This is a genomic window from Photobacterium sp. 2_MG-2023 (assembly GCF_030547675.1).
GTDB classification, from domain to species: domain Bacteria; phylum Pseudomonadota; class Gammaproteobacteria; order Enterobacterales; family Vibrionaceae; genus Photobacterium; species Photobacterium arenosum.
Map to the genome: position 1 here is coordinate 128,376 of NZ_JAUOQQ010000005.1, position 20,823 is coordinate 149,198.

At 53.6% G+C, this 20,823-nt stretch carries 14 protein-coding genes and 1 other RNA gene; 6 read left to right on the plus strand and 9 right to left on the minus strand.

Features of this window, described 5'->3' with window-relative positions:
- Positions 1 to 5 precede the first annotated feature (5 nt).
- Together Q4491_RS06215 and Q4491_RS06220 are read right to left on the minus strand one after the other, a co-directional pair.
- Complete coding sequence (locus Q4491_RS06215) at positions 6 to 386, minus strand: RnfH family protein (protein ID WP_303455722.1); 381 nt, start codon at positions 384 to 386, stop codon at positions 6 to 8.
- Complete coding sequence (locus Q4491_RS06220; protein ID WP_192016943.1) at positions 376 to 810, minus strand: SRPBCC family protein; 435 nt, start codon at positions 808 to 810, stop codon at positions 376 to 378. Before Q4491_RS06220 ends, Q4491_RS06215 begins: the two co-directional genes overlap by 11 nt.
- Before the next feature lie 142 nt (positions 811 to 952).
- On the opposite strand from Q4491_RS06220, the gene smpB reads away from it, so the two are divergent.
- Positions 953 to 1,435, plus strand: a complete 483-nt coding sequence (gene smpB, locus Q4491_RS06225; protein WP_192016942.1) for an SsrA-binding protein SmpB — start codon at positions 953 to 955, stop codon at positions 1,433 to 1,435.
- 44 nt (positions 1,436 to 1,479) lie between these two features.
- Positions 1,480 to 1,847: a transfer-messenger RNA gene (gene ssrA / locus Q4491_RS06230) on the plus strand.
- An 885-nt stretch (positions 1,848 to 2,732) separates the two neighbouring features.
- Here ssrA and Q4491_RS06235 read toward each other — a convergent pair.
- A complete protein-coding gene (locus Q4491_RS06235) occupies positions 2,733 to 3,134 on the minus strand; it encodes a GntR family transcriptional regulator (protein WP_303455727.1) in 402 nt (133 codons plus the stop codon).
- Positions 3,135 to 3,964: 830 nt separating this feature from the next.
- Between Q4491_RS06235 and Q4491_RS06240 the strand changes: the two genes are divergently transcribed.
- Positions 3,965 to 5,200 carry a DNA cytosine methyltransferase gene (locus Q4491_RS06240; protein WP_303455729.1) on the plus strand — a complete coding sequence of 412 codons (1,236 nt, stop codon included), beginning with the start codon at positions 3,965 to 3,967 and terminating at the stop codon, positions 5,198 to 5,200.
- A gap of 72 nt (positions 5,201 to 5,272) precedes the next feature.
- Here Q4491_RS06240 and Q4491_RS06245 read toward each other — a convergent pair whose 3' ends face one another.
- Positions 5,273 to 6,028 (minus strand): TdeIII family type II restriction endonuclease, encoded by a 756-nt coding sequence (locus tag Q4491_RS06245; protein ID WP_303455731.1) that lies wholly within the window; start codon positions 6,026 to 6,028, stop codon positions 5,273 to 5,275.
- Positions 6,029 to 6,444: 416 nt separating this feature from the next.
- On the opposite strand from Q4491_RS06245, the gene Q4491_RS06250 reads away from it, so the two are divergent.
- The gene (locus tag Q4491_RS06250) at positions 6,445 to 7,266 is read left to right on the plus strand and encodes a siderophore-interacting protein (protein ID WP_303455733.1); all 822 of its coding nucleotides are present in this window, start codon (positions 6,445 to 6,447) and stop codon (positions 7,264 to 7,266) included.
- A gap of 91 nt (positions 7,267 to 7,357) precedes the next feature.
- Positions 7,358 to 8,437, plus strand: a complete 1,080-nt coding sequence (locus tag Q4491_RS06255; protein ID WP_303455735.1) for a 3-deoxy-7-phosphoheptulonate synthase — start codon at positions 7,358 to 7,360, stop codon at positions 8,435 to 8,437.
- Positions 8,438 to 8,590: 153 nt separating this feature from the next.
- Here the strand turns inward: Q4491_RS06255 and Q4491_RS06260 are convergent, their stop codons facing one another.
- Genes Q4491_RS06260 through Q4491_RS06270 form a run of 3 tightly spaced genes read right to left on the minus strand, consistent with a single transcriptional unit; the run spans position 8,591 to position 11,525 of the window.
- On the minus strand, positions 8,591 to 9,391 hold the full coding sequence (locus tag Q4491_RS06260; RefSeq protein ID WP_303455737.1) for an ABC transporter ATP-binding protein: 801 nt from the start codon (positions 9,389 to 9,391) through the stop codon (positions 8,591 to 8,593).
- Positions 9,391 to 10,506: an iron chelate uptake ABC transporter family permease subunit gene (locus Q4491_RS06265; RefSeq protein ID WP_303455739.1), complete on the minus strand. Its 1,116-nt coding sequence runs from the start codon at positions 10,504 to 10,506 to the stop codon at positions 9,391 to 9,393. Before Q4491_RS06265 ends, Q4491_RS06260 begins: the two co-directional genes overlap by 1 nt.
- Before the next feature lie 8 nt (positions 10,507 to 10,514).
- Positions 10,515 to 11,525 (minus strand): iron ABC transporter permease, encoded by a 1,011-nt coding sequence (locus Q4491_RS06270; RefSeq protein ID WP_303455741.1) that lies wholly within the window; start codon positions 11,523 to 11,525, stop codon positions 10,515 to 10,517.
- Between the two features lie 152 nt (positions 11,526 to 11,677).
- On the opposite strand from Q4491_RS06270, the gene Q4491_RS06275 reads away from it, so the two are divergent.
- Positions 11,678 to 12,613 carry an ABC transporter substrate-binding protein gene (locus tag Q4491_RS06275; RefSeq protein ID WP_303455742.1) on the plus strand — a complete coding sequence of 312 codons (936 nt, stop codon included), beginning with the start codon at positions 11,678 to 11,680 and terminating at the stop codon, positions 12,611 to 12,613.
- 128 nt (positions 12,614 to 12,741) lie between these two features.
- On the opposite strand, the gene Q4491_RS06280 is transcribed toward Q4491_RS06275, so the two are convergent.
- The gene (locus Q4491_RS06280) at positions 12,742 to 14,319 is read right to left on the minus strand and encodes an amino acid adenylation domain-containing protein (RefSeq protein ID WP_303455744.1); all 1,578 of its coding nucleotides are present in this window, start codon (positions 14,317 to 14,319) and stop codon (positions 12,742 to 12,744) included.
- Entirely contained in the window at positions 14,306 to 20,791 is a 6,486-nt protein-coding gene (locus Q4491_RS06285) for a non-ribosomal peptide synthetase (protein ID WP_303455746.1), read from the minus strand. Before Q4491_RS06285 ends, Q4491_RS06280 begins: the two co-directional genes overlap by 14 nt.
- Positions 20,792 to 20,823 lie beyond the last annotated feature (32 nt).

Here is a 20,823-nt window from a genome sequence, read left to right on the forward strand (position 1 = left end):
CTGTCCTACTCGTCTGTCGCGTGTGACGTATCTGGCGCATCGGATTCCGGCACAGCGTCGCCTTTGGCTTTCTTGGCCGCCAGGGCTTCCTGCTTGGCCTGCTCGGCGCGCTTGCGGCGGATCTCTTTCGGATCGGCCAGCAAGGGGCGATAAATCTCTATCCGATCCCCTTCATGCACTCTGGCATCCAGCTTCACCGTACGGCTAAACACCCCGACCTTGTTCTTTTTCAGGTCGATCTCCGGATACATTTCCAGCACCCCGGAGCGTTCAATGATCTCCTGTACGGGCGTATCCGGGGTAATCGCCAGCTTGATCACCCGCTGAGTATTAGGCAGCGCGTACACCACCTCAACATGGATCAGATTATTCTGCTCAGAGCTCATAAACTTCCCTGGCCCTCTGGGTAAAGGCATTCACCATGTTGCTGGTCAGCTCATGAAACACCTTGCCAAACACCGCTTCCACCAGCGCATTGGTGAATTCAAAATCCAGCTTCAGCTCCACTTTACAGGCATCGGTATCCAGCTCGGTAAAGTGCCAGCCACCCACCAGTTTACGGAACGGCCCTTCCACCAGCTGCATGCTGATCTTATGAATGCCTTCTAACTGATTACGAGTCACAAAGGTTTTTTTGATCCCAGCCTTGGAAACGTCTACTGCCGCCATCATATGTTCAGTAGAGCTTTCCAGAATTTTGGTGCCAGAGCATCCCGGCAAAAACGCCGGATAAGACTCAACATCGTTCACCAGGTCAAACATTTGCTTGGCACTGAACGGGACCAGTGCAGAGCGACTGATTTGAGGCATAGTTTCTCCTTAACCCAATATCGCTGGTAATGATACCATTAGTCGGCGATCTGCCAAAGATTCAGTGATAGTGTGTCTCCATGGCCTATTGCCTCTGGGAAAAACGTTCCCCTAACAACTTGAATCCGTATAATAAGAAGCTATGGCAAAGAAAAAACCAAACAAGCCGGGCAGCAACACCATTGCGCTGAATAAGTCTGCCCGCCATGAATTTTCGATTCATGATGAATATGAAGCCGGCATTTCGCTCCAGGGTTGGGAAGTGAAGTCCCTGCGTGCGGGTAAAGCCAACATTTCCGAAAGCTACGTGTTTATCCGTAACGGCGAGGCGTTTCTTTCCGGCGCCACCTTCACGCCGTTGAATGCGGCCTCTACCCACGTGGTGGCTGAGCCGACCCGTGTGCGTAAACTGCTGCTGAACCGCCGCGAACTGGACCGCTTAACCGGGGCGGTGAACCGCGACGGCGAAACCATTGTGGCACTTTCCATGTACTGGAAGGGTTCATGGGTTAAACTTAAGTTAGGTACCGCGAGAGGTAAAAAGCTTCACGATAAACGTTCAGACGCTAAAGACCGCGACTGGCAGCGCGATAAAGCGCGAATCATGAAGCACAGTTCGCGGTAGTCATTGACCTGGCAGAATTTTCTGCTAGTATTGAACACCTCACTGGGGCTGATTCAGGATTCGACAGGATCAAGAAGGCCCGTGGAGCATGCAGAGGTGCGGTTTGCCTCTTTAAAAAGCCGCAAAAAAATAGTCGCAAACGACGAAAACTACGCACTAGCAGCTTAATAACCTGCTCAGAGCCTGCCCTCCCTAGCCTTAGCTCGTAGGACGGGGAATCAGGGCAGTCAAACCCAAACGAGATCGCGTGGAAGCTTTGACCTGGGAGCGGAAGCGTTAAATTTAATTCAGGTGTGTCTCAGCATAGCGTGTTTGTTCGCAGTGCTTTGGCGAGATTAAAGACAAACTAAGCATGTAGCGCCATTGGTTAGACTGATTTTGGACGCGGGTTCAACTCCCGCCAGCTCCACCAAATCGTATACGAAGACATCTTCGGATGTCACAAAGCCCGCTAAGGTCCTGACCTGGCGGGCTTTTTGTTTTTTATAATCAAAGCTTTACCTCCGATTTTGCTTTATTCCTGTGTAACCGTCCCTACTTTAATGGCAGCCTAAATTAGAGTTTTTCCTGCTTTCGTGCCTTGCTAAGTATTCCCAATCTCCACTTCCCCTTTAGCCAAAATAAATTGACTGTTACTAATTTTGCTGGAGATGGATATTAAAACTTAACCTAGAGATGCAAATTACGCATTATTTCCATAAGCAAGAAATATCTTTAATAATTTTCATTTAAACAAAAATGATAAGTTTACTTTAAGCGTAAGGTGTTTTTATTTTCTCTATCGGATATTATGCTATCTAACAGTTTTTATTTTTTGTATAATCAATCTAAGATTAAAAAACTCGTGGTTATATATTTAAAACCGTTCTGGAAGTTACCTTCAACCACCATTAACTCTAATTTCATCAAAAAGCCACGCTGTAAGCGGATATTCTAAAATCTAACTTCATTATACTCTTCATAAAACAAAGTCAAAAAATGTATTAAACCCCTCACCTTATCTAAAACACCAATTATTAAATATCACACCTCGATTAACGGAAAAGTTATTTTTAGTAAAGAATAAATGTCAGATAATAGCGTTTAAATTGAGTGTATACACACAATATCCTGCACTAGCTAAGGGAATTAGAAATACATATAACTTGGTTACCCCTGTGATATTTATCATTTAATAAAAATTCACCCGATATTAATTGACATTAAAAAAAGTAGTGACATACATTGAGTAATGTTTAAAAATCACTTCTGATTTTATTGCTTATAACACCAAAAAATACTCAATCAACAATTTCAATCACTTACCCTCAAAGGTATTTGCAATCCTATAAAGTTCATTAAACAATAAAATAATAACTAACCCACCACTGGTGTTATTAACTCCTTTGAGATCATTAATTACCTGTAGTGTGTCAGAATAAATTTTCTTTGAGAAATCGTCATTTTTAACAGCCACTCTAGATATAGCCGTTACCAGAGTTCCATCATCACAAAAAGATCTAACAATAGTTGATTTACCATGCTGCATTAATATCCAACCCTCAGAATGCAAAGCTTTTAGTGCTATTCGTAAAGTAGAACGATTCACTCCAATAATATCTGCCAGCTTCCTTTCAGATGGTAATGAGCTTCCAGCTTGGTACTTTCCAGAAATAATACACTCTTTAATATACAGCTCCGTTAATTCTACTGGTAGCATTGTGTTGACCTTAAATCACAGAGAAAATATAATTCCGATAAAATCGTAATACAAAAAAAAAATAAGACCTGAAATCTCATATTATTCATCACTTTATATTTTTGTCACTCCCCATACACCCCATATAATTTAATGACATTTTTAATTTATATTTCTCTGAAGTCAAATCATTAATTATCGAAGGCTATTACTCTCAACATTAAATGAAGCGAGCTCTTTCCGCATAATTGGAAAACGGATTACATAACAGTTTAATTCGAGATCCATTACGAATCGTGCTGCATGTCAATTTCTTAGAATTATCCAGTTCTTTACTAGAAAGACAAACCCAATACCATAACCACCAATATAAGTCAATGAATATATTTAACCACAAAAACATTACCACTTCTGACGTGGTGAAGTTTAGATTCTAAGTACCATATCAGCAAGTTCCCAATACAACATTCAGTATACATAGAATACAGATACTCAACTTTGCGCCCTCGGAACCTTCTTCGTTAATCTATGCACACCTCCATAATCAACGAGGCTTCTTCATTAGAAACTGCATTTGGATTGTCCACTTCCTTACGCATACAAAGTACAGCATTCCTTACAGCTACACGCTCTAACATTAACATCGCCAACGCTAGGATCAGTAACAACTATAAAAACTATAACATAAACCTTTGAAATATAGACAATAAAATCATTGGGTAAAAATAGCTTTATGATACTGTGTAAACATACAGAAAACACATCATGATATGGTAGAATTCTACTGGACCTCAGTAGCTATCACATGTATATTATGTGACCGAACCTAACGACCAAGCGAGCAATTAACATTGAAATATCTTAGTTTTTTTAGTGGTGCATTAGGATTAGACCTCGGACTGGAATCTGCCGGATTCAGGCCATTGCTAGCCTGCGAGGTAAACAGAAATTGCATAGCAACAATTAAAACCAATAAACCAGAGTTACCTGTTATTGGTGATATTCGTGACTATACAGCCTCCAAAATCCTAGATATTTCGGGTATCACACATAAAGAAGATGTCGATCTAATCGTTGGTGGACCGCCATGCCAAGCATTTTCAACTGCTGGAGCAAGAAAATCCTTTGAGGATGAGCGTGGAAATGTCTTTCTCAAATATCTAGAAATTGCCATAGAAATTAAACCAAAATTTATTGTCATCGAGAACGTTCGAGGTTTACTATCCGCACCACTAAAGCACCGACCACACAGCCAACGTGGTAAAGGTTACTCAGAACTTAATAATGACGAAAAGCCCGGCGGCGCACTAGCTTATATTGTCAAATTCCTAGAGACGGCAGGCTACGGTGTGAGCTTCAACCTTTACAACTCGGCCAATTTTGGAACCCCACAAGTAAGAGAGCGAGTGATTCTAATCGCTTCTCGAGATGGTAATCGGTTACCTTATCTCATGCCTACACACTCAGAGAACGGGAAGTTTGACTTACCTAAATGGACAACAACCCGAAGTGTTATCGAAAACCTCACAGATGAAGATAATGCAGAAAGGCTTGAGTTCCCTGAAAAAAGGCATAAATACTTTGAACTGCTCGGTCCAGGTGAATACTGGAAACACTTGCCAGCAGATATTCAAAAAGAAGCAATGGGGAATTCTTACCACTCAGGTGGAGGTAAAACTGGTTTCTATCGACGTGTTGCATGGGACAAGCCGTCACCAACACTTGTGACTAGTCCTATAATGCCTGCAACTAGCCTTGCACACCCGGAAGCACTTCGACCTTTAAGTGTTGCTGAGTATGCACGAATTCAGCAGTTCCCTGATAATTGGGTGTTTGGTGGCACAACACTAGAGAAATACCGACAGATAGGAAATGCAGTTCCATGTGGTCTCGGTAAAGCTATTGGAGAATTGCTAAATGCTCACAGTAAAGGGATTGATATTCAAGCACCAGCTGGATTCAAGTACTCTCGATACCGTGGTACAGATGACATCAGTTGGAGAAATAATCACCAAAATCTTTTCAAGCAAGATAGTGATATTGAGTTCATTTCCAATCGGATGGAACAACTTTCCCTTATCAGCTAGATAATATATCTTGGCATTAAGTTTATTCAGGCAAAATGTGATACGAGGAAAGGGCGGGAAGCCGCCCTAACTCTAAAGACTCAAGTTTTTCAAACGTTTCCTTGTCCTAGTCCCTACCTCACTAGCTATCTCTAAAATCTCTTGATAAGTGCCCGGCCCACCAAGTGTATCCCAATATTCCTGGCCAATTAATACGCAGCTGTCTTGAGCAAAATCAAATACTCGCTTAGGAGGAGACCACATGTAAGACTCTCTAATTTCACCGTAAGGATTGTAATACAAGCCAAAATACACTCGACAGTTTGGATCAAACATTTTCAACTTTAATAAATCTTTTTTAGCTTCTGCAGTTTGATCAATATTAGGCTTGACTGTCTTAATGCTCATATAATGGTTCACACCATGCTTTTTCCACCACAAATCAGAGATAACACGGATCGGCACTGAACCATTCCCTGTAGGTGTAACAGCAATTTGCTGAACATCATTATCCCAATTACCTCGTATACCGCTACTATCTCTTAACTGAGATATGTGGTGATCAATAGCATTTAGCTTATTTTTGCAGATACTAAATCTAGTATGAAATTGTGTTTGCGCTTCATTTGCACCGCCAGCTAAGGCTGTGATTTCAGAAATTTTTTCAATTACTCTCTGCCCAAAAGATGTACTAAATGAGCGTTCAAATTTACTCCAGAAAAGAGCATCGTCAGATAGTAATGCTGAATGAAATGGCCGATAACCGCTTTCCCCACGGATCCGCTCAACTGTTCTTTCAACACAGCCCTCAAATTCAAGAGCAATAGCTTTCTTTTGAACTAAATCCATTTTAATGTACTACTTATCAAGAATTAAGAAAAACAGACCTTAATGCTTGAACAGTAGAAAAACAAGTCTTATCGCCTAACTTATCACTATAGAACTGTAAATAATTCATTATAGTTTGATGCATTGGAGATCCTTTTAGTTAACTAACTCACTACTAAAATGTGGTTAAAAAAGTGTAAACCTTCCTTAATTAGCTACACACATCACTAGAAGTTTCTATCTATTTAAACACACTATTTTTCCTTCAAAATCACTAAAACTGCCACAATCATTACAAAACTGTCGCAATTATCACAACCCACTCCCCCCCATTCCCCATACCCTTTCAGTTGCTTAGGTGAGCTTTTGCTTTTATCGCTGATGAGTTTATGTATAATCAAACGAGAATAAATATCATTACTGATTAAGGAAACATTATGTCCGTGCCCGACAGCAGGGAAAAACGTCAGCCGGTGTTACTTACGGTGAAATCTGTCCGGGATTTGGGCCCGCGTTATCGGCGTATCACTTTCACATCGCCGGCGCTGGCGCACTACCCACCGTGCAGTAATGGTGCGCACATTAAGATCATGCTGAGCCAGGACGGACAGTCCGAGCCTGTGCTACCGACCATGACGACAACCGGGCCAAAATGGGCATCTCCCGAAGACAAGCCGCTGCTGCGCACCTTCTCGGTCCGTGAACTGCGCCGGGAAACCGGTGAAATGGATATCGACTTTGCCCTGCACGGCGATCTGGGTCCGGCGTCGCGGTTTGCGCTCAATGCCCGTCCCGGCGATCAACTGGGGATCTCACCGCCGGGTGGCCCGTATCCTATGCTCAAACCGGCTTCGCAGTATTATCTGGCCGGGGATCTGACTGCCCTGCCAGCGATTAGTGCGATGCTGGAAGAGATGCCGGCAGACAGCCGCGGCTATGTGGCGATCCAGGTCAGTGATGAAACCGATATTCTGGATCTCCGCTCTCCGGCAGGGGTTGAGGTTCAGTGGTTTATCGGCCAGCCGGATCAGGTGCAGCCGCTGATCGACCAGTTCTGCCAGCAGCCGTTCAGTGCAGAAACGACTGCCGACAGCTATTTCTGGCTCGGCGGTGAAGAGCAGATTGTCGTTGGCCTGCGCCGCTTTATTCGCCGCGAACTGGATGTCGAGCGTACTCAGGTCTATGCCATCCCGTACTGGCGCTTTGGTATAGATGAAGACAGCTATCACACCAGTCGTCACCAGGCTGTTGATAACTAATAATAATCCAGATCGAACCGGCATTTGCCTGTATGGGCACTTTGAAGCACAAGAGTGATGTCATCTCCCGATGACAACAAAGGAAACAACAATGGCTATTGACCCTTCAGTGATCCGCGCCCATTCATGGCAGGCACTACCCACACCGGCGGCACTGGCAACCGCGATCCCCTGCCCGGCCGCACTGACCGCGCATATCGCACACTCGCGCAGCACCATCAGAGAGATTTTACACGGCCAGGACGACAGACTGCTGGTCGTCATCGGCCCGTGTTCGATTCATGATCAGGACGCGGCCATAGAATATGCCGAGCAACTGGCCCGATACGCCGAGCACTATCAGGATCAACTGGTGGTGGTAATGCGCACCTATTTTGAAAAGCCGCGCACCACAGTGGGCTGGAAAGGCATGCTGTTTGACCCGGATCTGGACGGCAGCGATCAAATCGGCAAAGGCCTGCAGCAGGCCAGAGAGCTGCTGATCCGCATTAACGCACTGGGCCTGCCGGCCGCCACAGAATTTCTTGATACCACCAGTTTTACCTATCTGGCCGATCTGATGAGCTGGGGCGCCATAGGCGCCAGAACCACTGAGTCTCAGCCGCACCGTCAGCAGACTTCCGGTCTGCCGTGCCCGGTCGGGTTTAAAAACGGCACCGACGGTAATGTCAGTGTGGCGATGGATGCCATCATTGCCAGCCGCCACCCGCACCTGTACACCACCACAGGTCAGGACGGACAGCTTTATGCCGTTAACAGTACAGGCAATCCGGACTGCCACCTGATCCTGCGTGGCGGTAAAGCGCCGAACTACAGCGAAGAAGATATTCACCATGCCCTGCAGCAACTAGAGGCCAAGGGGATCACCACAGGGGTGATGGTCGACTGCAGCCATGGCAACAGCCTGAAGCAGTTCCGGCGCCAGCTGCTGGTGGCCGAAGAGCTGTGCCGTCAGATTGGCAACGGCAACCATGCCATTAACGCTATCATGGCGGAAAGCTTTCTGGTGGAAGGGCGGCAGGATATCTCGGATACCATGACCTATGGTCAGTCCATCACCGATGCCTGTCTCGGCTGGGACGATACCGAGGCCCTGTTGTCTATGCTGGCCAGCGCTGTCAAAGAGCGCCGTCAGGGACATCAGACCCGGTTAGCGGCCAATGAAGGGTAAATCTGAATAGTCACATCCGCTACAGGCGGTGTTTTGATGGTGACAACAAAAAGCCAGCCGTTTCAGGCTGGCTTCTTTTTGAGGCTGCACAACTTTTTGAACAACGCAACTATTTGGACTGCGTAACTTTTTTGACTGTACAACAGGCTAATGCTAGCCCGCGATCTGCTGCCAGTCTGCCTGACGGCGCGGCACAATCACAGGCGCATCGTCAAACGGCGCTTTAAGAATATCGACATGGGTATTGTACAGCTTGTCGATCATCGGCTTGGTGATCACCTCGGCAACCGGTCCCGCCGCCACCACGCCCTGCTCACCAATCGCCACCAGCTCATCACAGTAACGCGCGGCAGCCGCCAGATCGTGTATCACCAGCACCACGGTTTTACCCATTGCCACCATCTGGCTGATGCTTTCCATCACTTCGATCTGATGGCCGATATCCAGCGCGCTGGTCGGCTCATCCAGCAAAATCACATCAGTATCCTGCGCCAGGATCATCGCCAGCCAGGCGCGCTGTCGCTGACCGCCGGACAAACTGGCCACAGGTTGCTGCAGCAAATCGTCCAGTTTCATCCACTGAATGGCTTTGGCGACCTGTGCGGCATCGTCGTCACTCCACTGACTGAACCAGCCCTGATGGGGATGACGACCATACTGCACCAGTTGTTCCACCGTGATCCCGGCCGGGCTGATCGGCTGCTGCGGCAGAAAAGCCAGCGCTCTGGCCAGCGCTTTCATGGAGTAGTCCGCCAGCGATGTGCCGTTGAGGGTGATCTCGCCCTGCTGCGGGGCCAGCTGCTTGGCCATCATCTTGAGCAGCGTCGATTTACCGCCGCCGTTCGGGCCGACTATGCCAACCAGCTTACCTTTGCCGAGACGAAATGAGACATCCCTGAGGACGGTCTTGCTCTCGTAGGAAAACCCTACGCCTGTCATCGATAACGCTGTCATTAGTCTGCCTGTCCTTTATCTCGCAGTAGAAATATAAATAGCATGATGCCGCCCAGAATGCGGGTCATGATCCCGGTGGCCACTTCGTGGGGATCGGCCAGTACCCGCACCAGAGTATCGCTCAGCAGGAGTAACAGTGCCCCCAGCATGGCGGCGGTCCACAGTGGCACGATACGCCCCCGCAGCAGGAAAGTCGCAATAATGGGTGCGGCCATGGCGATAAACACCACAGGGCCGCCGATGGCGGTGCCCAGCGCGGCGATCAGAATCGCCAGCATCAGAATCGCCACCTGCACCCGGCTGACGTTGACGCCCAGACTCTGGGCGGTCGGCAGCCCCAGCCGCAGCACATCCAGCTGGCGGGAGAAGTAAATCACCGCCGGACTGAGTAACAGCAGCAATCCGGCCACCGGCAGACTGACGCTGTAGCCCTGACCGACAAAGTTACCCATGGTCCAGAAATACACGCTGCTGACATGCACAATGGATTCGGTCGACATCAGAAACTCGCCCACCGCGCGCATCAGCTCCGACACCCCGATACCTATCACCACAAACAGATAACCCTGCTCGCCGGGGTTGCGGCACAGCATATACAGCATCACCGCAGCCACCACAGCGCCCAGCGGTGCCGCCCACCAGGGCCAGGAACCCAGCGTGAGGTATAAGGTAAAGAAGGTGATTGCCAGCGTGGCCCCTTCATTCACCCCCACCATATCCGGGGTCGCCAGCCGGTTGCGCACCAGCGTTTGGATCATACACCCCGACAGCCCCATGGCCGCACCTGCGACTAACACGGCTACCACACGGGGCAGCCGAATTTTAAACACCATGATCTCGACCATCCGGGTCGATTCACCAAACAAAGCTTTGAGTGCCAGCCAGGGCGTGAGTTTGGCCGAGCCGATACTGACCGCCAACAGGCTCATCGCCACCAGCGCCAGCATCAGCAGCGCGCCTAACAGCACAGCCCGGCGCTCCACCAGCAGGGTCTTGTTGCCGAACTGCCACAACCATTTGCCGTACGGGATATGCCGTGCCGGTTGAGCTGGGGTTAACGAGGCCGCTGGTCGCTCACTGGCAGCCATGTGCTGCGACATACTTTTGTCCATCATTCAGGCTCCTACTTCACCGCCAGCAGCGAGCGGAAACCGCCACGCCGGACCACGCCAATCAGCACAGGCGCCCCTATCATAGCCAGCAATACCCCGTTGGGCATTTCATAAGGCTGGATCATCCAGCGGGCCAGAATATCGGCGATCAGAATAAAACAGACGCCGAACAGCGCCGAGAAAATGACCTGCAGAGACAGACGTACCGGCTCGACCATACGGGCGCAATAGGCCGCCAGGAAACCGACAAAACTGATCGGCCCGGCGACAGAAATGGCACAGGCGGTGAACAGGGTCGAGGCCAGCAACACGCCGATGCGCACCCAGTGGGTATTAATGCCAAGCGAGCGGGCCTGCTGCTCCCCGAGCTGCATCATGGTGAGCTGGCGGGCCAGCAGGAAGGTCAGCACTATGGCAGCCAGCATAAAGGGCGATATCAGCGCCATCGCCGTCATATCGGCCGCGGCCAGCGAACCCAGGTTCCAGAAGCGGAACTGATCCAGCACCACCTGGTTCGACAGCAAAATATAATTGGATAAACCGCCGAAGGTCGCGTTCATCGCTACCCCGACCAGAATCAGTTTGAGCGGGCTGGACTTGCCCATCACATGGCCGACCAGCAGCACTACTATATTACCGGCCAACGCCCCCAGTCCGGACCAGACCAGATAGCCCTGAGCGGATTCAACGCCAAAATAGGTCAGGCCGGTGACCAGCCCCAGCACAGCGCCGGCATTGACGCCCAGCAAGCCCGGCTCCGCCAGCGGGTTACGGGTGGCACTTTGTAACAAGGAAGCGGCCAGTGACAAGCTGACACCGACCATCAGGGCGCACAGAGTGCGCGGCAAGCGCAGGGTATCCATCACCATGGTCATGTGTTCTGACGGAACAATGGCAGAGAAATAGTAGGCCAGCGCTTCTGCTGCGCCGTACTCCCCGGCACCGACCGACATAGACATCACAGAAAAAAAACAGACACTGAACACGCCTGCTGCCAACCAGACGAGGTGAAGTTTCGACACGCTTGCAACTCCATGTATAACAACGAAGCTGAGCATGATATCAATCCGTCTTTTCAGAGAACAGCATTAAATAAAAATAGTTCTCAATATCTTTATCAAGTACAATTTCGAGCTCTTCATTCAACTTATTGATACACATAATAAGGAGCATTATGTTGCGACTAAGCCTCTTTACGGCCCTGGCCCTGTTCTGCATGGTGAGCCAAGCCAGTGCTGCCGATACCCGCACCATAGAAGATGCGCTGGGTGAGAAAGTCACAGTCCCGGCGCACCCGAAACGCGTCATTACCCTCAGCGAGATCGATCTGGATACCGCGCTGGCGCTGGGCATGACCCCGATTGGCACGGTCAATGGCCGCGGCCAGCAAACCCTGCCCCGTTATCTGACCCCGGCCATTAACGGCGATATTCAGGTCGTCGGTGATCTGTCCCGTCCGAATCTGGAAACTATTCTTGAGCTGGAGCCGGATCTGATCCTGACGGCGCCAAACCGCCAGGAAGTGATTGAACTGCTGGGCGAAATCGCCCCGACTGTGGTCACTTTCAACTACGGCGAAAACTGGAAAAGTGTGTTTAAACGCACCGCCAATATCCTGAACCGTCAGGCCGATGCCGATGCCTTTATGGCGCGTTACCAGGCCCATGCGGAAAAAACCAAACAAGCGATTGGTGACAAGCTGGGCCAGACCATCAGCGTGGTGCGCTGGAACCCGAAAGGCCCGGCTTACATGTTCCGTGACTCTTTTGCCAGCCAGGTAATCACCGATGTCGGCATGAAACGCCCGGCCAACCAGCAGGATCCGGGGCATACCCACTCTATGTCGCTGAGTCTGGAAGCCCTGGCTGTGCTGGACGGCGACTGGATGGTTATCGGCACTCTGAGCACCTCAGGCGAAGCGGTTGAAGCGATGAAACAGGCCGAGAACACCCCGGCATTCCACCAGCTGAGCGCTATTGAATCCGGCCGCTTTGCTCCGGTTGACGGCTCGCTGTGGACCTCAGTCGGCGGCCCGCTGGCCGCGCTGAAAGTGATGGATGACATCGCCAGACTGGTCAATACCCCGGATGCCCGGCCGCTGACGCAGTAAACTCTCACAGAGCCAGCGCTGTCATAAACAGCGCAGCCAATAAAAAGCGCTTCTATAAAAAAGCGCAGCCATGAAAAAACCGCCAGACGTCAATCTGGCGGTTTTTTTCGTTGTGACCACAGGCCGGATTAACCGACAGCAAGCTGCTTGCGATCCACTTTTCCGCTGGCAGTTGTCGGCAGGCGGGCCAGCCAGACAAAACGTCCAGGGATCATATAACCGGGCAGATGGGCAGACAGAGCCTTGCGCAGTTGCAGGCGGGTCATCTCCGGCGAACCGCTGTTCCCACTGCGCTCCCCCTGTTCCAGATACGCGACCAGAGTTGCCTGCTCACCTTCTCCTTCCAGTGTGACCGCGGCATCCCTGACGGCGGCTAACCCGCGCAGGCGCGCTTCAATCTCACCCAGCTCGATCCGGTAGCCTCGCAGTTTGACCTGACCGTCCAGGCGGCCAAAATACTGATAGCTGTCATCCGCCAGCCGCCGGACGTGATCACCGGTACGGTAATAGCGCAGGCCGTCACTGCGGGTGATGAACTGGCGCGCGGTCAGATCCGCCCTTTGCCAGTAACCGTCACTGAGCGCATCACCATAAATACACAGTTCCCCTTCCTGGCCCACAGCCACCGGCTGATCATTGTCATCCAGCACCAGATGCCCATAACCTGCCAGACTGCGGCCGATAGTGATCGGCTGATCCGGCTGCACCTGTGACATCAGTGACCAGACCGTCGCTTCCGTCGGGCCATAGCAGTTCCACAGCTCCGCACAGCGCGACAGCAACTGCTGCGCCAGCCCGCCATCTAAGGCTTCACCGCCGGTCAGTGCGGTCAGTCCGGTCTGGCCCTGCCAACCGGTATTGACCAGCATCCGCCAGAAGGTCGGCGTGGCCTGAAGGGTATTGACCGAGGGATAGCGCGCTAAGATGGCGGCAACGGCATGGGGATCTTTATGCTCTTCGCTGCTGGTGAGCCGCAAACGCCCGCCCACCAGTAAGGGCGCAAAAATCTCCAGCATCGAGATATCAAAAGCGATTGTGGTGATCAGCAGCCAGTGACAACCGGCGTCCAGATTCAGCCTAGCTAGCGCCGCACAAAGAAAAGTCGACAGCGCCTGATGGCTGATCACCACCCCTTTCGGCTTGCCGGTCGAGCCGGACGTGAACATCATGTAGGCCGTAGTGTGCGGACGCAGCAAGGGCGAACACATTGGCGCCGCATTGCCCGCCTGCAACGGCCATTCGCCTTCAGGTTCCACAGACAGCACCGGGCAACAAAAGCCGATTGGCGCGGAAGCATCCCCGCCCGTCTCCAGCACCGCATCCAATTGCGCTTCATCAGCAATGTCTCTCAGCCGTCCGGCCGGAAACAACGGGTCGAGCGGCACAAACGCCACACCGGAAAACAGGCAGGCCAGCAAGGTTGCGATCAATGCCGGCGAGCGCTCGACATGAATCCCCACCCGATTGCCCGGCTGCAAATCTGCCTGATTCAGTTGCTGCTGAACCCGGCTGACTGCTGCCAGCAATTGACGGTAGCTTATCGACTGCTCGCCAAAGTCAATCGCCTCTCGGCCGGATTCGGCCGCCCCGTTCAGGGCGGCCTCCAGCATAGGCGCTAAGTCCGGCGCAGTATCTGCCCGGAGCTCAGCCCGAAGCTTAGCCCGAAGCTCAGCCGGAAGCTTAGCCCGATGATTAGTTGCTGACATCCGCCACCTCCTGTTCAGACTGCTGGTCCAGCGGCTCTGAACTGGCAGCACTCAGTGCCCGGCACATCGCATCCGCTGTGGCATGCTGATACAGGAAGGCTAAGGTCACAGGCTGCGTGACGCCCACCGCCGACACATCATGCATATTCAGCGCATGATTCAGGCGCTGTACCAGCGTAATAGCCGCCAGAGAATCTATCCCCAGCGCGCACCAAGGCTGATGCCAGTTGTTATGATCCGGCGTCACTGGCAGCGGGGTGCTCTGCTGCCAGGCCTCACTGACCAGCTCGGCCATTTCAGTTGTAATCACGCCCCGCTCAGGGTGATCTTGCTCAGGCCGGACTTTCGCCTCCTGATATGGCAGGGGCTGAGTCGCTCCCTCGAACGGCGTCAGCGGCCATGCCTGCTGCGGATCGGCGGCGATCACCTGCAGCAGTTCCTCCTGCCACAGCATCAGCACCTCACTGGCACGGGACGGATCGACCTGCGCGCCATCAAACTCAAAGCGTAGCGACAGCTGACCGCCCACTTCATTGACCACCAGACTGAGCGGGATCTCCACTTTTTCAAACGCCGGGCCAAACTCGGGACGCAGTCGCCCGTCAGCTGTCTCGCTCTGACGATTGGCATTCCCCTCGGCGCGCGGGTAGTTCTCATAGACAAACACGCTGTCAAACAAGCGGCTACGTCCGGACTGCAGAGCCATCAGCGACTGGGTCGCATGCTGGTTCAGCGCCATGGCCTCGCCCTGCAACTGCGTCAGCTGGCTGGCCAGCGAGTCGCCATCCTGCCAGTGGATGATCAGCGGCAAGGTGTTGATATACAGTCCGACACTGGCGGCAATCCCGGCCACAGGTGCATCACGCCCCGGTACCACGTTACCGACAATCGTGGTTGCCTTAGCGGCGGGCAGGCTGCTCAGGCGGGCAACCAGACGGTGCCAGGCAAACTGTGCCACCGTACTGTGGGTTACACCGACCTGACGCGCAAAGTGCTGCAGCGTCTCCTGAGCTTGCGCGCTCAGTACCGTTTTCACGATTTCAGGCTGCTGCTGCAGCGGTGATGAAGCGAAATCCGGGCCGAACAGCACAGTTAAATCATCGGCCTGAGCGTTTGTCAGCGCTTTGCCTGCCCAGAAGGCAGCAGTTTCAGGCTGGCTGCTGGCGGCATACTCGGCATGGGCCAGATAGGCCTGATCGACCGGCAGCAAGGCGGCCAGATCGTCGCTATTGTGATCCGCCAGCGCCTCATAGGCCTGATGCAGCGCCGCAAACAAACGCGGACCGCTCCAGCCGTCAATCACAGCATGGTGACAGCTGAAGATCACCCGGATATCGTCGTCGGCCAGACGGAAGCAGCGCACGCGCAGTAAGGCATCGCCATCGAGCGCCATATCGCGCTGACGATCATACTGGCAGTATTCAGTGATCAATGCCTCGGCATCGTCCTCGCCGGTCAGATCCACCACCTCAAACGGCAGTACGATCTGGCGCTGCACCACCTGAAGCAGTTGATCACCGGTACTATAAGGGCCGCTCAGCACAGTGCGTAAAGCCGGGTAAGCGGCCACAACCGCTTGCCAAGCCTGCTGGTAACGCGCCAGATCCAGCGGCTGGCGGTAACGGATTGGGGTTTGCAGCAGATAAGCTTCATCGTCCGGGCAGCGTTGCTGATGGGTAAACATGCTTTGCTGCAGCGACGAAGCCGGCAGCAACGCTTCGATCTCAAACCGTTTGCTCAGCCTGTCCAGCTCCGGCTGCGTCAGGCTCACCAGCGGATAATCCGATGGCGTCGACTGCCGACCGTGGGACTCGGCATGCTGCTCACAGTAGTGGATCAGCGCCAGCAGGTTGGCTTTGAACGCCGTCATGAACTGCTCGCTCAATGCCTGATCCAGCACCCCGACCTGGCGCAGCGTCAGCTGGCCGTCGTAGATCCCGCCATGCAGACTGAGCAGCTCCGCGCCCGGGTTCAGCGGCGAAGCGGTCTGCCCCTGAATCACAGGCAAAGGACGCCACAGCTCAGCCTGCTGGCCCTGCTTCTGGGTCTGACGGCCGAGATAGTTAAAGACAAGCGGCGAGAAAGTCAGCTGCTCACCCTGAGGGTGATAGCAGCGCAGGGCATTGAAACCAACCCCGTTATCCGGGATCTGACGCAGGGCTTCTTTGGCCTGTTTGATGGTCTCCGCCAGCGAAGGCTGCACAGCGACAGTGCATGGATAGGTACTGGTAAACCAGCCCACGGTGCGGCTGACATCCAGCTGCGCGCCAATCTCTTCCCGGCCATGGCCTTCGAGCATCACGGTTGACTGCTCACCCCAGCCCAGCGCATTGAGCGTCACGCTCAGGGCCGACAGCAGCAGGTCGCGCACCTCAGTGCTAAACGCAGTATTGGCCGGTCCCACCAGACGGTCGGTCTCTGCCTGATCCAGCTGCAGCATGGCCTGACTCGGAATGACGTTACCGTCATTGTCTGTATTGCGGGTGGCAGGCAGCGCACTGCCTGCACTATTACGGGCGCTCTCAAGCTGGCTGTGCCAGTAGTCAAACTGCGCCGGATGATTATCGGCATAGTCCTTCAGCGCCTCGCCCCACTGACGGTAACTGGAGGTTTTATCCGCCAGCGGCAGCCCTTGCGACAGCCGCTGCAGATCGTCAGCCAGGATCCGCCAGGACACTGCATCCACCACCCAGTGGTGCAATGCCACAAACAGACCGGCCTGAGACGTCGCGCCCTCCTCACCCGGCAGATGACGGATCCGCGCCCAGGCCATGACAGGCCCGTTCTCAAGATCAAACTGCGACTGCAGCGCGGTCAGAGCATCATAAAGCTCATCTTGCGTCATGGCGGCCGCATCCAGCTCTGTCAGCTCAGGCACAGTAACAGCGGCCTGATAACGCTGACGGCGCACGCCATCCTCTTCCGTCACCCGCAGGCGCAAGGCGTCATGATGCGCCAGCAGCTGTGACATCATGGCTGTCAGGCGGGCCGTATCCAGATCCGGAATCGCCAGTACCACCGCCTGATTCCAGTGCGCCGGACGGGCGAAAGGCTGGGCATCGAACCAGCGCTGGATCGGATGCAAATCAAAGGTGCCGGACAACTGACCCTGCTCAGCGTCAATCGCCCGTTCCGTCTCAGCATGCGCAGCCAGGGTCCGGCACAGCTTACGTACCGTTTTGGCTTCAAACACATCTTTGACGGTACAGGCAAAACCGGCATCACGCAGACGGGTGTTAAGCTGGATACTCAGAATGGAGTCACCACCGAGGCGGAAGAAATCATCTTCCACGCCCAGCTCGGTATTGAGCACCTCGCGCCAGATAGCCAGCACCTGGGCTTCCGTCTCCGTTTCCGGCTGAGCACCTTCACCCGTCACCCGCTGGCGGGCCGGCAGGCGGCTGATATCCAGCTTACCGTTAACCGTCAGTGGCAATTCATCGAGCACCAGCAGCTCGACCGGCACCATGTATTCCGGCAGAATGCGGGCCGCGGCGGACAGGATCTGGCCCGGGTCCGGGTCCGGCTGCTGCTGAGCCACCACAGATGAGGTTTCTGCAGTGGCATAGGCCACCAGCTGGCGCTGCGCGCCTTCACCGGCGACGATCACCCGCACCTGATGCAGCTGCGGCGCCACTTTGGCGATCTGGCTTTCAATTTCGGCCAGCTCAATCCGGTAACCGCGCAATTTGACCTGCTGATCCATCCGTCCCAGGTATTCCACTTCGCCGTTATTGAGCCAGCGCGCCTTATCACCGGTGCGATAGCAGCGCACGCTCTGTCCGGCAATCTCAACGGTCACAAAGACTTTGGCCGTCAGCTCCGGCTGGTTCAGGTAGCCTCGCGCCAGACCCAGACCGGCCAGACACAGTTCACCCGCAACACCCACAGGGCACAGCTGGCTCTGCGCATCGAGGATCAGCGCCTGAGTATTTTTGACCGGATGACCGATAGTCACCGGCTCACCCGGCTGCAGCTCTTTCACCAGCGCTGTCACTGTGAACTCAGTCGGGCCATACATATTGAGCAGGCGCAATTTGCCCTGCCAGCTGGCCGCCAGGGTGGCCGGACAGGCTTCGCCGCCGAACGCGACCGTGTTGAGCGAGCTGAGCGGTCGGGGTGCCATGGCGGCAAACAACGCAGTCGAGCTGATCATATGCGTGGCGCCGTGTGCCTCGGCCTGATCCAGCAAGCTGTCATCCGGCTCGCCGAGCACCAGCTGCGATCCGGCAAACAGTGGCAGAATGGCTGTCATGTTCCCGGCATCAAAAGCCAGTGACATAGGATTAAACATCACGCTGTCTGCGCTCAGCGTCAGGCGGGCAGTATGATCGGTCAGCACATTGGTAAACGCGCCGTGCTCGACTTCCACCCCTTTCGGCAGACCGGTCGAGCCAGAGGTATAAATGACATAGGCCAGATCGTCCGCGATGACAGTCACGGCAGGCGGTGTCTCGGGCAGCAGTGACAGCGGCTCAGCCATGGATGACGCTGTGATATTGATCACTTTGCACCCTGTCAGCGCGCCATGGGACTCAGCAAACTGGGCGTCATGGGCAATGATCAGAGTCAGTTGCGCGTCATCGACCAGATGCTGCAGCCGGGCGCTCGGATAGGCAGGATCGAGCGGGACATAGCTCGTACCGGCTTTCCAGGCCGCCAGTGCCGCCACCGCATACTGAGTGCTCCGGCTGGCGACCACGCCAATTTTGTGCTCAGCGGGCTGAGCTTCGCTGTGCGACTGCTGAGCCAGTAAATAATGCGCCAGCCGGTTCGCCGCCTGCTCCAGCTCCTGATAGCTCAGGGTCCGGTCGAATCCGGTCACGGCCGGCTGAGCCGGACACTCTGCCGCATGACGGCTCACCTGCTGATGGATCAGCAGCGGGGCATCGACGCGGGCCGGCAAACCTGCCAGTGCCTGAGCGATGCTGGCCTGATGCGCTTCATCCACCACAGGCAACTGCATCACATTGGCGAGAGGCGCGGCCAGAATGCCGTCCAGCAACGTCAGGAACATGTCTGCAAAGCGGGCCACTGTCTGATGTTCAAACACCCCTTTGCTGTAGAGCCATTCCAGCCGGACACCGTCCACCAGCTCGGTGACTTTCAGTGACAAATCGGTTTTTGCCGGCAGTACCGGCGAGGGTTCTTCCACCGCACCACAGCCGGGGATCAGATCGTTAAAATCTACCTTGGCCTGATAGACCAGCATGATCTGGAAGATAGGGTTCAGGGCTGTGGTCCGGTCGGCCCCGATCGCTTCACTGAGCGATTCAAAGCGGAACAGCTGATGATCAAACGCCGCCAGATCCTGCTCCCGGCAGTAACGCAGGTAATCGGCAAAGCTAAGGTGCTCATCAAGCTGGGTGCGCAGCACTATGGTATTGACGAAAAAGCCCACCACATCTTCGATATCGGCGCGCTCACGGTAGGCCAGCGGCGTACCAATCACCACATCCTTATCGCCGCCCAGACGGGCCATCAGCAGCGAGAACACCGCATGCAGGCCGATAAAATAAGAGCTGCTGTTCTGCTGGCACAGTCGCTGGAACTGCTGCCACTTCGGCAAGGAGATGGCAGAGAACACCAGCGCACCGTCATTGTTGTGACTGGCCGGACGCGGTTTATCCAGCGGCAGCGCATGCACTTCCGGGATGCCTTTCAGGCGCTCGACCCAGAACGGGCGAAATTCTTCGTGATAGTCGCGAAACGCCGGGGAGTTGAGCCAGTGGGCGTAATCGATATAGTTGACCGCTGTCGGTTTCACCGGCTGCTGCTGGTTATTCTGATAGGCCAGAAACGCCTGCTTGAAATCGGCAAACATGTTTTTTACCGACCAGCCGTCTGAAATAATGTGGTGCTGGGTCAGCATCAGCAGATGCTCTTCCTCTCCCAGCCTGACCAGTTCGACCCGGGTCAGGCCGCCCTGTTCCAGATCAAACGGCCGGTAGATGTCTTCCTCGACCATCTTCAGCAGTGCCTGCTCGCGCGCCGCTTTGTCCAGATGGGACAAGTCATGGTGCATCACCGTCAGCTCGGTCTGCGCCGCAATATGCTGCTCACCTTTGCCCTGGCTGTTGCGCAGAAAGCGGGTTCGCAGGCTGGCATGTTTTTGCGCCAGTGCCGAGAAGGCGTATTCCAGCGCGCCGACATCCAGCTTACCGGTCAGACGAAAATGCACCGGCATGTTGTACAAATGCGAGTTGTCTTCATATTGCTCAATAAACCACAGGCCGCTTTGCGAGAAAGAAAGCGGCCCGGAGGCCGCCTGTTGTACCGGAATGGGTTGCTCATAGGCCTGGCGGGCGCTCAGGCAACGGATGATGGCGTCTTTGTTGTCGCGGATCTGCTGTCCGATTTGCGGCGTCAGTGCCTGCTTGCTGCATTGAGAGATCAGCTGCCCTTTCTCGTTCAGTGCCAGCCGGACGCCTTTGCGCTCAAGATCCGCCAAAAATGAAATCATGTCTGTCATTGTGTTTTCCTATTTCACTGTTAGGCGCCTGC

What these genes read in the sequence shown, in the direction of transcription:
- Q4491_RS06215 (WP_303455722.1), bottom strand. Translation starts at nt 386, where the DNA reads ATGAGCTCTGAGCAGAATAATCTGATCCATGTTGAGGTGGTGTACGCG.
- Q4491_RS06220 (WP_192016943.1), bottom strand. Translation starts at nt 810, where the DNA reads ATGCCTCAAATCAGTCGCTCTGCACTGGTCCCGTTCAGTGCCAAGCAA.
- smpB (WP_192016942.1), top strand. Translation starts at nt 953, where the DNA reads ATGGCAAAGAAAAAACCAAACAAGCCGGGCAGCAACACCATTGCGCTG.
- Q4491_RS06235 (WP_303455727.1), bottom strand. Translation starts at nt 3,134, where the DNA reads ATGCTACCAGTAGAATTAACGGAGCTGTATATTAAAGAGTGTATTATT.
- Q4491_RS06245 (WP_303455731.1), bottom strand. Translation starts at nt 6,028, where the DNA reads ATGGATTTAGTTCAAAAGAAAGCTATTGCTCTTGAATTTGAGGGCTGT.
- Q4491_RS06250 (WP_303455733.1), top strand. Translation starts at nt 6,445, where the DNA reads ATGTCCGTGCCCGACAGCAGGGAAAAACGTCAGCCGGTGTTACTTACG.
- Q4491_RS06255 (WP_303455735.1), top strand. Translation starts at nt 7,358, where the DNA reads ATGGCTATTGACCCTTCAGTGATCCGCGCCCATTCATGGCAGGCACTA.
- Q4491_RS06260 (WP_303455737.1), bottom strand. Translation starts at nt 9,391, where the DNA reads ATGACAGCGTTATCGATGACAGGCGTAGGGTTTTCCTACGAGAGCAAG.
- Q4491_RS06265 (WP_303455739.1), bottom strand. Translation starts at nt 10,506, where the DNA reads ATGATGGACAAAAGTATGTCGCAGCACATGGCTGCCAGTGAGCGACCA.
- Q4491_RS06275 (WP_303455742.1), top strand. Translation starts at nt 11,678, where the DNA reads ATGTTGCGACTAAGCCTCTTTACGGCCCTGGCCCTGTTCTGCATGGTG.
- Q4491_RS06280 (WP_303455744.1), bottom strand. Translation starts at nt 14,319, where the DNA reads ATGTCAGCAACTAATCATCGGGCTAAGCTTCCGGCTGAGCTTCGGGCT.
- Q4491_RS06285 (WP_303455746.1), bottom strand. Translation starts at nt 20,791, where the DNA reads ATGACAGACATGATTTCATTTTTGGCGGATCTTGAGCGCAAAGGCGTC.